The organism is Dyella kyungheensis, assembly GCF_016905005.1.
In the GTDB taxonomy this organism is placed as follows: Bacteria; Pseudomonadota; Gammaproteobacteria; order Xanthomonadales; family Rhodanobacteraceae; genus Dyella; species Dyella kyungheensis.
The window spans coordinates 74514-88658 of sequence record NZ_JADIKC010000002.1; the positions used below are offsets into that span (position 1 = coordinate 74514).

16 protein-coding genes and 1 tRNA gene are annotated in these 14145 nt (G+C 65.0%); 12 read left to right on the forward strand and 5 right to left on the reverse strand.

Annotated elements, in window-relative coordinates:
* Positions 1–8: 8 nt before the first annotated feature.
* Both ISP20_RS03530 and ISP20_RS03535 read right to left on the reverse strand, forming a co-directional pair.
* Positions 9–1253 carry a tyrosine-type recombinase/integrase gene (locus tag ISP20_RS03530; RefSeq protein ID WP_204634692.1) on the reverse strand — a complete coding sequence of 415 codons (1245 nt, stop codon included), beginning with the start codon at positions 1251–1253 and terminating at the stop codon, positions 9–11.
* Positions 1254–1417: 164 nt separating this feature from the next.
* Positions 1418–1494, reverse strand: a tRNA-Met gene (locus tag ISP20_RS03535).
* A 183-nt stretch (positions 1495–1677) separates the two neighbouring features.
* Between ISP20_RS03535 and ISP20_RS03540 the strand changes: the two genes are divergently transcribed.
* From ISP20_RS03540 to ISP20_RS03575, 8 genes are all read left to right on the forward strand, one after another.
* Positions 1678–2235, forward strand: coding sequence for an RNA pyrophosphohydrolase (locus ISP20_RS03540; protein ID WP_204634693.1), 558 nt, complete (start codon positions 1678–1680; stop codon positions 2233–2235).
* Positions 2236–2402: 167 nt separating this feature from the next.
* The gene (locus ISP20_RS03545; RefSeq protein ID WP_204634694.1) at positions 2403–2603 is read left to right on the forward strand and encodes a (2Fe-2S)-binding protein; all 201 of its coding nucleotides are present in this window, start codon (positions 2403–2405) and stop codon (positions 2601–2603) included.
* Positions 2604–2742: 139 nt separating this feature from the next.
* A complete protein-coding gene (gene bfr / locus ISP20_RS03550; protein ID WP_204634695.1) occupies positions 2743–3213 on the forward strand; it encodes a bacterioferritin in 471 nt (156 codons plus the stop codon).
* A gap of 105 nt (positions 3214–3318) precedes the next feature.
* Positions 3319–4071: a DUF6776 family protein gene (locus tag ISP20_RS03555; protein WP_204634696.1), complete on the forward strand. Its 753-nt coding sequence runs from the start codon at positions 3319–3321 to the stop codon at positions 4069–4071.
* Complete coding sequence (locus tag ISP20_RS03560) at positions 4058–4486, forward strand: bactofilin family protein (RefSeq protein ID WP_204634697.1); 429 nt, start codon at positions 4058–4060, stop codon at positions 4484–4486. The genes ISP20_RS03555 and ISP20_RS03560 overlap by 14 nt, the downstream gene beginning before the upstream one ends.
* Before the next feature lie 46 nt (positions 4487–4532).
* The gene (gene erpA / locus ISP20_RS03565) at positions 4533–4910 is read left to right on the forward strand and encodes an iron-sulfur cluster insertion protein ErpA (protein ID WP_204634698.1); all 378 of its coding nucleotides are present in this window, start codon (positions 4533–4535) and stop codon (positions 4908–4910) included.
* A gap of 13 nt (positions 4911–4923) precedes the next feature.
* Positions 4924–5895 (forward strand): NAD(+) diphosphatase, encoded by a 972-nt coding sequence (nudC, locus tag ISP20_RS03570; RefSeq protein WP_204634699.1) that lies wholly within the window; start codon positions 4924–4926, stop codon positions 5893–5895.
* A 224-nt stretch (positions 5896–6119) separates the two neighbouring features.
* Complete coding sequence (locus ISP20_RS03575; RefSeq protein ID WP_204634700.1) at positions 6120–6989, forward strand: cobalamin biosynthesis protein; 870 nt, start codon at positions 6120–6122, stop codon at positions 6987–6989.
* Between the two features lie 5 nt (positions 6990–6994).
* Here the strand turns inward: ISP20_RS03575 and ISP20_RS03580 are convergent, their stop codons facing one another.
* The gene (locus ISP20_RS03580) at positions 6995–8869 is read right to left on the reverse strand and encodes an MFS transporter (protein WP_204634701.1); all 1875 of its coding nucleotides are present in this window, start codon (positions 8867–8869) and stop codon (positions 6995–6997) included.
* 177 nt (positions 8870–9046) lie between these two features.
* On the opposite strand from ISP20_RS03580, the gene ISP20_RS03585 reads away from it, so the two are divergent.
* The 4 genes from ISP20_RS03585 to ISP20_RS03600 all read left to right on the forward strand — a co-directional run bounded on the left by ISP20_RS03585 (position 9047) and on the right by ISP20_RS03600 (position 11122).
* The gene (locus ISP20_RS03585; protein ID WP_204634702.1) at positions 9047–9388 is read left to right on the forward strand and encodes a DUF3175 domain-containing protein; all 342 of its coding nucleotides are present in this window, start codon (positions 9047–9049) and stop codon (positions 9386–9388) included.
* 109 nt (positions 9389–9497) lie between these two features.
* Positions 9498–10145 (forward strand): dihydrofolate reductase family protein, encoded by a 648-nt coding sequence (locus ISP20_RS03590; protein WP_204634703.1) that lies wholly within the window; start codon positions 9498–9500, stop codon positions 10143–10145.
* Between the two features lie 89 nt (positions 10146–10234).
* Positions 10235–10681 (forward strand): SRPBCC family protein, encoded by a 447-nt coding sequence (locus ISP20_RS03595; protein ID WP_204634704.1) that lies wholly within the window; start codon positions 10235–10237, stop codon positions 10679–10681.
* 33 nt (positions 10682–10714) lie between these two features.
* The gene (locus tag ISP20_RS03600) at positions 10715–11122 is read left to right on the forward strand and encodes an SRPBCC family protein (protein WP_204634705.1); all 408 of its coding nucleotides are present in this window, start codon (positions 10715–10717) and stop codon (positions 11120–11122) included.
* Positions 11123–11149: 27 nt separating this feature from the next.
* Here ISP20_RS03600 and purD read toward each other — a convergent pair whose 3' ends face one another.
* Complete coding sequence (gene purD / locus ISP20_RS03605; protein WP_204634706.1) at positions 11150–12433, reverse strand: phosphoribosylamine--glycine ligase; 1284 nt, start codon at positions 12431–12433, stop codon at positions 11150–11152.
* 225 nt (positions 12434–12658) lie between these two features.
* On the reverse strand, positions 12659–13966 hold the full coding sequence (locus ISP20_RS03610) for an AMP-binding protein (RefSeq protein ID WP_239535325.1): 1308 nt from the start codon (positions 13964–13966) through the stop codon (positions 12659–12661).
* Between the last annotated feature and the right edge of the window lie 179 nt (positions 13967–14145).

Genomic DNA, 14145 nt, shown 5'->3' on the forward strand with positions numbered 1-14145 from the left:
ACTGGGCACTAACCAGCGCTGCTCTTGAGCGCAACCGCTTGGCCTCCAACACGCAATGCATCTAGGTAGTCTGCCCATGCCTGCATGATCTGACGGCGCTCGGCGAGATGCTGTGCCTTGTTGTAGACACCGACTACACCCTGCTCCTTGTGGGACAACTGTCGCTCCAAGGCCTCGGCGCCCCACCCCTGTTCGGCCAGTAGCGTGCGCGCCATATGGCGAAAACCATGGCCTGTAATGATGCCTTTGTAACCTATCCGTGACAGTGCAGCGTTGATGGCACCGTCAGACATGTGGCGTCGCGGATCGCGTGCGCCCGGAAACAGGTAGCGTCCATGCCCGGTAAGCAGCCGCAACTCGTGCAGAATGGCGATGGCCTGCGCAGATAGCGGAATGATGTGGGGCGGAGTGGCCGGGTTTTCCTTTGCTGCCTTTTTCAATTTCCGGATTGCTGGAGGCACCTTATAGGTCGGATGCTCGCCATCCAGATCGAAATGCGACCACTCGGCCATACGTATCTCGCCCGGACGGCAAAACCAAAGCGGTGCTAGCTTGAAAGCGCACCTTACCGAAAAGGTCCCAGTAAAGCCCTCCATCGCACGCATCAGCTCCCCTACCTCTGACGGGTCGGTAATCGTAGGGTGGTTCTTAGGGTTACGCGCGGGCAGCGTGTCGCGCAGGTCAGCTGCGGGATCGCGCTCAGCTCGTTCAGTTGCGACGGCAAATCGAAATACACGACTGAGCTGGTGGCGTAGACGATGCGCCTGCTCGATATGGCCTTGGCTAACCTGATGCGTGAGCAGTGGTCGGATGTCGCTCACCCCCAGCTGAGCAATAGGCTTACCCCCAATCCGCGGAAAGGCATGATTCTGCAGCCGGTCACGCTCCTTCTCGAACTGTTTACTCGTCCACTCAGGCTGCTTCACCGCAAGCCACTCGCGGGCGATGACCTCAAAACTGTTCGCTGCCCGGTCCGCTCCAGCAGCCTTGGATGCCTTTCGTTGCTCACCGGGGTCAGCACCCGCAGCCAGCAGCTTGCGCGCCTCGTCACGCTTCCCTCGCGCGTCCGTCAAGCTGGTATCGGGATAGGTACCCAATGACAACAGCTTTTCTTTACCTTGGATGCGGTACTTAAGTCGCCACCATTTCGAGCCGCTCGGATTGATCAGTACAAACAATCCGCCACCATCCGCCAACTTGTATGGCTTCTCTTTCGGCTTGGCTTTACGTATGGCTACATCGGTGAGCGGCATTGGGGGTAACACCCTATGGGGGTAGGTCAGTTACCCCCGAAGTTACCCCCACCCACACCCGGATTTCCATAGATCTTGCTGGACTTGAATGGACGCAGAAATGCCCAGACCCCTTATAAGCACTGGGCTCACTGGACTTCACTGGACAGGGATGGACGGGAACATGGTGGCTATGGGTGGACTCGAACCACCGACCCCAGCATTATGAGTGCTGTGCTCTAACCGGCTGAGCTACATAGCCTTGGGTGCCGCCTGCCAAGTGCGTCGACGTGATGTCGATCAGGCAGGGCCCGGTAGTTTAGTGGGCGCCGCCCTTCGGTTCAAGGCCCCCGGTTGCCCCGCCTTCCTGCGCTGTGCTTGAATCGACCACGAGCCGCGGTGGTTCTTCGTTGTCCGCCGTACCCGCCCGGCTTCAGGAGGCAACATGATCGATATCGATGGCTATCGTCCGAATGTAGGCATCGTTCTGCTCAATGCAGACGGCCGCCTGTTCTGGGCGCGCCGCGTCAATCGTGATGGCTGGCAGTTCCCCCAGGGCGGCATGCGCAGCGACGAGACACCGCTGGAAGCGATGTACCGCGAGCTGGAAGAGGAAACCGGCCTGGCCGCCCACCATGTGGAAGTGATCGGGGTGACCCGTGGCTGGCTGCGCTACCGCCTGCCCAGCCGTTATGTACGCCACCACCAGCACCCGACCTGCATCGGCCAGAAACAGGTGTGGTTCCTGCTGCGCCTGGTGGGAAGCGAGGAAGCGCTCCGGCTGGATGCCTGCGAGAAGCCGGAATTCGACCACTGGCGCTGGGTGGACTTCTGGTACCCGGCCGCCCATGTGGTCAACTTCAAGCGACAGGTCTACGAGCGCGCCCTGCGCCATTTCGCGCCGCTGGTGGAGGCGTTGCTGAGCGTGCAGCTGGGCGATCTGCCGCACCGCGAGGGCCCTGGCACAGGCGACACCCCGCGCAAGGGCGCGGCCACGGCCTGACAAGCGCCGGACGATCGCCGACATCGGCTCCGCTGCTTAGTCGACGTCGGAGCCGCATTTCGCCCGCTGGCGTCCTTCACCAACCCTGACGCCACCTGAATCACCTGGCCCGCTTGGGCCTGCGCACTGAGTTGACAATCATTCGCATTTGCGTTCCCATATGTGTCATGTATATCTGCATGTGCAACGCCGTCACGGACGGCGACATCCGCCGGGCCGCCAGCGAGGGCGTCCAACAGTTCGCCGAGCTGCAGGCTCGCACCGGCTGTTCGGATTGCTGCGGCTGCTGCGAGCAGGAAGCGCGCGCCACACTCGACAAGGCCGTGCAGCACGTCCTCTCGACATTGCCGGTCGTTGCCATCGCCTGACCCGGCGAAACTCCGGATTCCCCCCGAAACGCGCGGCCTTGGTCGCGCGTTTTTGCATCCGCAACTCTTAGTCATTCTCGTTCCGGCATGGCTGAAAAACTCGCCGTATAGTCGCCTCCTGCGCTGAAGGAGACTTCCCATGAAGGGCGACGCCAAAGTCATCGAATTCCTCAACAAGGTCCTCTACAACGAGCTGACCGCGATCAACCAGTATTGGCTGCATTACCGCATGTACAAGGACTGGGGCTACGACGAGCTGGCCGAGCACGAGAGGAAGGAATCGATCGAGGAAATGAAGCACGCCGACAACCTGGTCGAGCGCATTCTTTTTCTCGACGGTCTGCCGAACCTGCAGCACCTGGGCAAGCTGCGCATCGGCGAAAACCCGGTGGAATGCCTGCAGGGCGACCTGGACCTGGAAATGGCCGCAGTGAAGGATTTGCGCGAAGCCATCGTCCATAGCGAAAGCATTGCCGACTTCGTCAGCCGCGACCTGTTCAAGAACATCCTGCATGACGAGGAAGAACATATCGACTGGCTGGAAACCCAGTTCAGCCTCATCAAGGACCTTAGCGCCGAGCGCTACCTGCAGTCCAAGATCGACAGCTGATCGGCCATTCGGCACCCCCGGACGGCCGCCTAAAGCGTGCCGCCGTTCCTTGACGCTTTCTACACAGCGGGGCTATACCTTGGCTTTTCCCCGGGATAGCCAAGCATGGCTTCACGTCCACCACCGCGCTTCGTGGTACGTCCGCACGACGCATCCGTCGGGCGGCGGCGCGCGTTGTGGCTGGGCGCGGCGTGGCTGGTCAGCCTGGTGCTGGTCGGCCTCGTGGTCGGCGGGATCACCCGCCATACCGCGCCGGCCGCCAATGGCGAACGCCAGCTCAAGGCACTGACCCGCCAGAACGACGAGCTCCAGCAGCAGGTGACGAACCTGCAGCGCGCCGGCCAGGTCACCGACATCGCCACCCGCTCGCTGCGCAAGACGCTGTCCGAGCGCGAAGAGGAAATCAGCGGCCTGCGCGCCGATCTGGGCTTCTACTCCCGCCTGACCGGCGGCGATGCCCAACGCGAGGGGCTCAAGGTGCAGGAAGTACGCCTGCAACCGGTGGACAACTCGCGCGCCTGGAACCTCACCCTCAGCCTGACCCAGAACGCCAAGCGCGGCGACGACGTGACCGGCAATGCCACGGTGAGCGTCGAAGGCCTGCGCGGCGAGAAAGTGGTGCAGTTGGAGTGGGCATCGCTGGGCGACTCCGCCCAGCACGACGGCATGCCGTTCCGCTTCAAATACTTTCAACAATTGCAGGGCACCATCGTGCTGCCCGCCGACTTCCGGCCCACCCGCCTGATCGTCAAGGCCCAGCCCGCCGGGGACGACCCGGTAACCCGCACGGTCGCCTGGGGTGAGGCGCTGTCCGGCCATCTCACACCGTCCCAAGGGGAACAAGATGCTCAACCGTAAGCGCAGCGAGCGCGCGCCCAACAGCCACAGCCATGACACCAGCCTGATTGCCCGCGGCACCCTCATCGAGGGCCACGTGCGCTTCAGCGGCGCACTGCACCTGGATGGTCAGATCGTGGGATCGGTGCTCGCCGAGGAAGCTGGGGCCGTGTTCACGCTCAGCGAGAGCGGCCATGTGCAGGGCGAGATCCGCGTCCCCCACGCCATCATCAACGGCCAGGTGCGCGGCGACATCCACGCCACCGAACGCCTGGAACTGGCGGCGGAAGCACGCGTGGTCGGCGACGTTCACTACCAGACGCTGGAAATGGCCGCCGGCGCCCAGGTCAACGGCCGCATGAGCCACCCGACCGCCGAGCTGCCCCGCGAACTGCCGGCGCCGGCCTTGGGCAACGCAGAAGCCGTACCGGCCTGATCGCGGTATCCTTGCGTACGCGTTGTCGCATCCCCACTTGAGCATCATGGATACCGTCGTTTCCCTCCCCATCGTTCCCGACTACCGCAGCGCCGGCAGCCCACTGGTGTTTACCGAGGCCGCGGCCCGCAAGGTGCACGAGCTGATCCAGGAAGAGGGCAACCCTGAGCTGAAGCTGCGCGTGTACATCACCGGCGGTGGCTGCTCGGGCTTCCAGTACGGCTTCACCTTCGACGAAGCGCGCGCCGAGGACGATTTCGCGATCGACCGCGAGGGCGTCACGCTGCTGGTCGACCCGCTGTCGCTGCAATACCTCACCGGCGCCGAGATCGACTATTCGGAAAGCCTCAGCGGCTCGCAGTTCGTCATCCGCAACCCCAACGCCAAGACCACCTGCGGCTGCGGCTCCTCTTTCTCGACCTGAGATTCGTCACCGCATGGATCGCATCACCTCGTCGCGACCCAATACCTTCGCGGGACTCAGCCTGATCCTCGATCGCGTCGCCGAGCGGCGCGACGAGTCGATGTGGGTGAACGAGCAGGCGGTGTCCGACCGCGCGCGTTACCTGCTGATCGATCCGCTGGGCCAGACCTACCTGCGGGCAGACGACACCGCGTTGCGCTGGCTCGATAGCGCCGAACGCGAACGGCTGCTGGGCGAGGTGAAGGCGAGTTTCCTGGGTTTGCACGACGAACGTCCCACCTTTCTGCTCGCGGTAGACGACGAGCACCACGCCGCCGCGCTGGAACTGGCACTGGGCGCGCGCCGCGCCGGCTTGCGCGACGTGGGCCTGCTGTTGCCCACCGACGAGGCCGGTCTGTTCGCCTATGCCAAGGGCCTGGTGCACTGGCAGCGCGAAACGCGCCACTGCCCGTATTGCGGCTCGCCGCTGGTGCTGGTGGCCTCCGGCCATCGCGCGCAATGCACCAATGCCGAGTGTGGCCGCATGCATTTCCCGCGCACCGACGCCGCCGTCATCGTCATCGTGGAACACGAAGGTGCCTGCCTGCTCGGTCGCCAGGCCGGCTGGCCGAAGGGCCGCTACTCCACGCTGGCGGGCTTCGTGGAGCCGGGCGAAGCGCTGGAAGATGCCGTGCGCCGCGAGGTGGCGGAAGAATCGGGCGTCGCCGTGGGCGAGGTGCATTACCACTCGTCCCAGCCGTGGCCGCTGCCGCAATCGTTGATGGTCGGATTCACGGCGAAGGCCCTCTCGCGCACCATCCGCCTGCGCGACCAGGAACTGGAAGAAGCGCGCTGGTTCACGCCGCAGGACATCGTCGACGGCATCGCCGACGGCAGCTTTCTGCCGTCGCCGCCGCTGTCGGTGTCCTATCGACTGCTCGAACACTGGCTGCGCCAGCAGGCGGGGTTGGAGCTGGACGAGTTGGCGGCGCAGCGCAAGGGCTGAGGTTTTCGCAACCTTTCCTATTTGTCATTCCGGCGCAGGCCGGAATCCAGTAGCGATCATTTTGGGTTTTCGCGAAACATATCGACCACCAGCCAGCGACCGAGGCGAAAATCAGGTCTTGTTGCCACTGGATTCCGGCCTGCGCCGGCATGACGAGCCAGGCCCCCGCTGACCCGTCATCACGTTGTCCTACAATGCGCCCGTCAACCGGGAGAAACGCGTTCATGGCTGTCAGCTTGCTATCCGCACTCATCGCACTGGGTCTGGTGCATGTCATGCCGCAACTCGTGCATTGGCGCGGCGATGGTGGATTCCGGCGCTGGGTAGCGCAGCTGGGCGATACCAGCGGTCCCGCGCGCGTCGCTGTGACGCTGGGCGTACCGGTGGTGCTGTGCCTGGTGGCGATCTGGCTGATCAGCCTGTTGCCGGGCAGCGAATTGTTCCGCCTCGCGTTCTCGCTGCTGGTACTGCTGTACTGCTTCGGTCCGCACGCTTACGAAGCGGACCTCGAAGCCATCATCAAGGCGCCCGACCAACCCTCGCGCGAAGCAGCCGCACAGGCGCTTTCCGACGATGGCGATCCGGTGAGCTGGAATGCCATCGCGCTCGGCGAAGCCACCGTCTATGCCGCGTTGCGCCGGCGCTTCGGCGTGCTGTTGTGGTTCTTCCTGCTGGGGCCCGCCGGCGCGCTGCTCTATCGGCTTGCGCAGACGCTGGGCCGTGATCAGTCCCTCCATCTGGATGGCGCCGCCCGCCAGGCTGCGCGCTCCTTCGCCAACGTCGCCGACTGGCTGCCCTCGCAGCTGATGGTGTTCACGCTGGCGCTGGTCGGTCACTGGGATGCCGTGATCGGCGCGTGGAAGCGCTGGCATCAGCAGCAGTCGCCGAACAGCTGGTACGTCGAGGGCCCCGGTTTTCTCGGCGCGGCCGCGCGTGCGGATGTGCAGGTGGATATCGAGGCAGGCGACGGTTACGCCGAGGAACGCATCGACACCCTGGGCGAATTGATTCGCCTGCGCGGCACGCTGCTGCGTGCGCTACTGGCGTGGCTCAGCGTGGTCGCCTTGATCGTGCTGGCAGGCTGGATGGGCTGAGCAACTCAGGCCAGATCGCCGCGTAGCTCGCGCACGCGCGCTTCCAGCGTTTCCAACTGTGCGTCGGCCGGCGAGTACGGCGCACCCGCCACCAGTTCCACCCGTGCGCGGAAGCGACGCGGCAAACGCGCGCGATGCATCATCGAATCGCGTCGGCTCCACACGCTGCCCCACAGGCCGCGCAAGGCCAGCGGTACCACCGGCACCGGGCGACGCTCGAGAATGCGCGCCACGCCAGGTCGGAACGGCGCGATGTCGCCATCCTTGGTCAGGCCGCCCTCGGGGAAGATGCACACGATTTCGCCATCGGCGAGCGCTGCATCCACGTCATCGTAGGCACGCTGCAACACCGCGGGATCTTCCTTCTGCCCGGCGATGGGAATCGCCTTGGCGGTACGGAACACGAACTTCAGCAGCGGGATGTTGAAGATCTTGTAGTACATGACGAAACGCGCAGGCCGACGCAGGTTCGCCATCAGCAGCAGCGGATCCATGAAGCTCACGTGGTTGCACACGAGCAGCGCCGGACCTTCCTCCGGGATGTTCTGCAAACCGTGCACGCGCACGCGGTACAGCGTGTTCACCAGCACCCAGGTGATGAAGCGCATCAGGAATTCGGGAACGATGGTGAAGATGTACGCCGCCACCGCCACGTTGAGCACGGCGGCCGCGAGGAAGATCTGCACCGCGGAGAGACCGAGCGCTCCCAGCGCCAGGCCAAAACCCGACGCCACGCAGATGAACAACGCATTGAGAATATTGTTGCCCGCGATCACACGCGACAGCCGGTCGCGCGGCGAGCGCGCCTGCACGAAGGCGAACAGCGGTACCACGTAGAAACCGCTGAACACACCGATCAGCGTGAGATCCATTGCCACGCGCCAGCTGCCGGGGCTGCGCAGGAAGCCCAGCCAATCCAGGCCGTGCACCGTGGCCAGATGCGGGTGCGCCAGATAGAGATCCACGCCGAACGCGGTCAGGCCGAACGCACCCAGCGGCACCAGGCCCACTTCCACGCGACGTCCCGACATGCGCTCGCACAACAGCGCACCTGCGCCCGTGCCCAGCGAAAACAAGGTGAGCACCAGCGTGTTGACCGAGCCGTCGCCGCCCAGGTTGAGGCGCGTGTAGTTCGGCAGCTGGGCGATCAATACCGTGCCGAAGAACCAGAACCACGAGATGCCCAGCACCGCGTTGAACACGCGACGGTCTTGCTTGGTGATGCCGAGCACGCGCGCGGTTTCGGTGATCGGATTCCAGTTGAACACCAGCTCGGGCGCCGTGGCTGGCGCGGGCGGAATGCGGCGGCTGGCCAGGTAGCCAAGCACGGCGATGAAGATGGTGGTGGCCGACGCGGCGATCGGGCCGAAGCCGGCGATCAGCATCAGCGAATTGCCGGCGATCATGCCGATCAGCATGGCCAGTTGCGTGCCCATTTCCACCAGGCCGTTGCCGCCGACGAGTTCCTCCGGCTTCAGCGCTTGAGGCAGGATGGCGTACTTGATCGGCCCGAAGGTGGTGGAATGCAGGCCCATCAGGAACAACACCACCAGCAGCAAGGTGGTGTGGTGCGTGTAGAAGCCGATGGCGGCAATCGCCATGGCGGCGATCTCGAACAGCTTCACGTAGCGGATGATGCGCGACTTCTCGTACTTCTCCGCCAGCTGTCCCGCCGTGGCGGAGAACAGGAAGTAGGGCAGGATGAACAGCGCGGGCGCCAGATTGGTGTACAGCGACACCGTCTTGTCATCCAGCCCCATCTGGAATGCCACCAGCATGACCATCGCGTTGCGGAACGCGTTGTCGTTGAACGCACCCAGCGCCTGCGTCCAGAAGAATGGCGCGAAACGTCGGCTTCCCAGCAGGTTGAATTGGCTCATGCGCGGTCTTGGCGTGGCGGCTCGGTGAGCCTGGCGTGGATGTCCCCGTGTCGCGGGCAGCATAGCAGCCGCCATGCCGGGAACGAGGAGGCGTCACGCGTTGCTAAGCCTGTTCTTACGCCGCCGTGACTGCGCTCGCGTTACAGCTCACCCAACCCATCGTCACGGCGATCCATCATGGCCAAGGCTTCCACCACCCAGCATCGCTCCGCGCGCGGCAAACGTCGCTGGTCGCAGCGTGTGACCGAAAGCAGCGATGCGCTCGATCTCAAGGAAGGTATTTTTGCCAAGGACGATCCCGCCGCCATCGCCCGTTCGTTGAAGCATTCGGCCGAGGCGAGCAAGCGACGCAAGGCATCGCCGTTTCAGTCGGCCATGTCGATGCTCAATTTCTACATCAATCGCGGCGGCAAACAGCTGCCTGCGCGCCAGCGCTCGCATCTGGAGGCCGCCAAGGACGAACTGCGCGTGTTGTTCGGGCGACCGCGGCGGCGCAAACCGCGGCGGTCGCGCCGCTGACACCCGTTCTGTCATGCTGCGGTCCGTGATCGATCGCAGCCCGGCGCCGTGTCGAAATCCTCCCGGGTCATGCGTCGACTAATCGACCGCTCGCTACGGACCGCAGAACATGTCGAAACTTCGCGTGCAAAGCTTTGCCCTCTCGCTCGACGGCTACGGCTCAGGCCCCGATCAAAGCCTGGATAACCCGCTTGGGGTGGGCGGCGTCGGATTGATGGAGTGGTTTTTTCCGACACAGGCATGGCAGCGCATGCACGGCGGCAGCGAGGGCGAAACCGGCGTGGATAACCGCATGGCCGAGCAGGGCTTCAACGGCATCGGCGCATGGATCCTCGGCCGCAACATGTTCGGCCCGGTGCGCGGCCCATGGCCTGACGAGAGTTGGAAAGGCTGGTGGGGCGACGAGCCGCCGTATCACGTGCCCGTCTTCGTGCTGACCCAACATGCGCGCAAACCGCTCACCATGGCCGGCGGCACCACGTTCCATTTCGTCACCGACGGCATCCACGCGGCACTGGAACAGGCTCGCGCAGCGGCAGCCGGGTTGGATGTGCGCGTGGGCGGCGGCGTGGCCACGGTGCGCCAGTATCTGCAGGCACGGCTGCTCGACGAACTTCATCTCGCGGTGCGCCCGGTGCTGCTGGGACGTGGCGAAGCCTTGTTCGAGGGCCTGGACCTGCCGGCGCTGGGCTATGCATGCGTGGAAAGCGTATCCGGTGAGCGCGCGACTCATGTCACGCTGCGCCGACGCGATTGAGAGTGGATGTCGAAACGCGTTGCCGTCGTTCGTCGAATCGATGACGGGCCACTCACAGGCCCGCTCTTCCCTTCACAGGAGCGCTGCTCATGACCACCGGAACCGTCAAGCTTCACCGCGTGCTTCGCACCACGCCCGAGAAGATCTACCGCGCCTTTCTCGACGCCGACGCCTTCGCGCGCTGGCTGCCGCCGAACGGCTTCACCGGCAAGGTGCAGCATCTCGATGGCAAGGTCGGCGGCACCTATCAGATGTCGTTCACCAACTTCACCAGCGGCCACACGCATTCATTCGGCGGCACCTATCGTGAACTCGTGCCCGGCGAACGCATTCGCTACACCGCGCGCTTCGACGATGCGAACCTGCCGGGCGAGATGCAGAGCACGATCACCCTTAAGCAGGTTTCCTGCGGCACGGAGATGAGCGTGGTGCAGGAGGGCATTCCGGAGATGATTCCCACCGACGCCTGCTATCTGGGTTGGCAGGAGTCGCTGCTGCACCTGGCCAACCTGGTCGAGCCGGAAATCCCGGGCTGAGGAAGCCGACTTTCGCACCGCCAAGGAGCTGCGATGTGGACGCATGAGCAAAGCATCGAGATCGACGCCGCGCCCGCGCAGGTATGGGCGGTATGGGCCGACGTGCACGGCTGGGTACGCTGGAACGCGGGCATCGAACGCATCGCGCTGCACGGGCCGTTTGTCACCGGCAGCACCTTCACCATGCAGCCACCGGGAACCGATGCGTTCGTCAGCACCTTGATTGCGGTCGACGAGCTGCGCGGCTTCACCGACGAAACGGTGATCGACGAAACACGCGTGGTGGTCGATCACCGTCTCGAAGCGCTCACGCCGCATCGCGTGAAAGTGACTTATGCCACGCAGATCACCGGCCCGCAGGCGGAAGCCATCGGGCCGGAGGTGACGGGTGATTTCGGCGACGTGCTGCGAGGGCTGAAGGCGATCTGCGAACGGGATTGAAAACGCAGGTCGCCCCGGCCAAAGACGTCAGCTGCGGTGCAGCGCGCGATGCGCGATGTCTCGACGGCAGAAGCCGCCTTCGTAATGGATTTTCGCCACGGCGGCATAGGCGTTGGCGCGGGCCGCGGCGATATCCTTGCCGAGCGCGCACACGGTAAGCACACGACCGCCGGCCGTGACCACGTTGCCCTTCGCATCGAGCTGGGTACCCGCGTGGAACACCTTTGCGTCGGGACCAAAATCGCTGTCCAGGCCGGTGATGGCGTCGCCGCTGCGCACCTTGCCCGGATAGCCGCCGGCTGCCATCACCACACCCAGCGAGGGACGCGGGTCCCACTGCACGTGGGTGTGATGCAGCTCGCCGTCGAGCGCGGCTTCGATCAGGTCCACCAGGTCGGACTTCAGCCGCAGCATGATCGGCTGCGTTTCCGGATCGCCGAAGCGCACGTTGTATTCGATGACCTTGGGCGCGCCGCTCTTGTCGATCATCAGGCCGGCGTAGAGGAAGCCGATGAAGGGCGCGCCTTCCATCGCCATGCCGCGCAGCGTGGGCTCGATCACTTCCTTGAGGATGCGCTTCTCGACTTCGGCGGTGACCACCGGCGCGGGCGAATACGCGCCCATGCCGCCGGTGTTCGGGCCCAGGTCGCCTTCATCGCGACGCTTGTGGTCCTGGCTGCTGGCCATCGGCAGGGCGTGCTGGCCATCGCTCATCACGATGTAGCTGGCTTCTTCGCCGTCGAGGAATTCCTCGATCACCACGCGTGCGGAGGCATCGCCGAACTGGTGCGCGCCCAGCATGTCGTGCAGCGCCTGCTCGGCATCCGCCAGCGTCAGCGCCACCACCACGCCCTTGCCCGCCGCCAGGCCGTCGGCCTTGATCACGATGGGCGCACCGTGCTGGCGCACATGGGCGAGCGCGGGATTGAGTTCGGTGAAGACCGCGTAGCGCGCGGTGGGAATGTTGTGGCGAAGCAGGAAGTCCTTGGCGAACGCCTTGGAACCCTCCAGCTGCGCCGCCACGGCGCGCGGACCAAAGCAGCGCAAACCCGCCGCGCGAAACTTGTCCACCACGCCCGCCACCAGCGGCACTTCGGGACCGACCACGGTAAGCCCGATCTTTTCGTCCTTGGCGAGCTTGAACAGGCCGTCCAGATCCGTCACCGCGATATCGGCATTGCGCACGCCCTTCTCGCGCGCCGTACCCGCATTGCCGGGCGCCACGATCACCTCGCTCACGCGTGCCGACTGCTTGAGCTTCCACGCCAGCGCGTGTTCACGCCCGCCGCTGCCGATGACCAGGACTTTCATGGGAACTCCAACTGCCGAAGGGGAGCGCCGGGGGTGGCGCAGCGCGTCATTGTAAGCGGCGAGGGGGAGATTTCGCAGCGCAGCATGAGAGGGAGCTTCAGCGGGAGGATGGGGTGGGGTGGGGCAAAGCCCTTCCCTATCACCGCTTTCGCGAGCAGCCGCCCCTTACCCCGGGCCTCTCCCAGAGGGGAGAGGGAGAAGTGGGATGCATCGCGGGTCAGGGCCTCAAAGCAATGCCAACAATGCCGCTCTCGGCAACTTCCCGGTTTCATTCCGAGGCAATGCCTCCACCAACCTCAGCGGCCGCGGCAGAAACACCGGATCGACCGACTGGCGGAACGCGTCGAGGATGGTCTGTTCGTCCATGCCCGGCGCCACCGCCAGCGCCGCGATGCGCTGCACACCCAGCGCATCGCCATTCTCCAGTTGGAACACCACGCCATCCTGCACGCCAGGAATGGCCTGCAGACGGCGCGTCAGATCGCCCAGCGAAGCACGCTTGCCCGCAATATCGAGCAGATCCGAATGGCGCCCGCACAGACGGAAACGGCGGCCACCATCGTGCAGCGTGACGATATCGGCCAGCGTCATCGGCTGCTCGAGCTGCGGCGCGCGCACCTGCGTGCCGTCCGGCTGCGGGTGCAGTTGCACGTCGTCGTACAGCAGCCAGGGTTCGTCGTGCGCGGAGCGGCGACTGGCGAACACGCAGGTTTCGGTGGAACCGAACACTTCCAGCAGCGGTGCGCCGAAGCGCGCCTCGGCCGCCTGCGCCAGCTCCAACGGCATCGGCGCGGTGGCCGACACCATCGCGTCGATCGGCGGCAAGGCGACGCCCGATTCGAGCAGGGCGCGCAGGTGGATCGGCGTGGTCACCAGGACGCGCGGCGAGGGTATCTCGGCCAGCGCGGCCGCCACGTCGGCCGGCAACAAGGGACGTCCGGCGTGCACCGCGACATCATCGAGCAAGGGCAGCAGCACCGACATCTCCATGCCGTACATGTGCTGCGGGGGCACCGTGGCGACCACGTGGAAATGCCTGCCGACCGAGGCGTGCAGCATGCGCAGGTTGCCCGCATTGCTGGCGTTGAAGCTGCCCCAGGTCTTGGGATTGGCCTTGGGCGTGCCGGTGGAGCCGGAGGTGTAGCCGATGGCCACCACCTGGTCGGCCGGCAGCGCGGGAATGGCCAGCGTGCCGCCTTCGGCGGGCGGATCCATCAGGCCAGGCAGATGGCGGAAATGGGCCGGCGGCGCATCCAGCGCCAGCTCACCCAGCGCGTAGCTGCCGGGGTGGGCGGCCATCGCCTCGGCGACGGCCTGCGGCGCGCGGGACGACGGCAACAGGTTGGTCTGGCCGCGCAGTGCAATGGCGCAGAACGCCACCAGGAAGGCGTAGCGGTCTTCGCACAGGTTCACGGCGGCAGGGGCCACGGGAAGCTGTTCGGCGACCGCCTGCACATGCGCCATGAAGCGCGCGGCACTTACCGGCTGTGCCTGGCGCCAGACCACCGGACGATCGGCCGCGCCGGCTGCCAGCAGGGGCAGCTCGAGCTCGGAACGTTCAAGTTGGACGTTTTCGAAAACGATGGACAAGCTGTTCTCCAACGACGGCCGTCAGCCCTCCGGTCCAGCTTGCGCTGACCCGACTGCGGACGGAAAAGAGAGCCCGCGACGATCCCCATCCTCGCGGTAGCCACTGAATCACTCCCTACTGA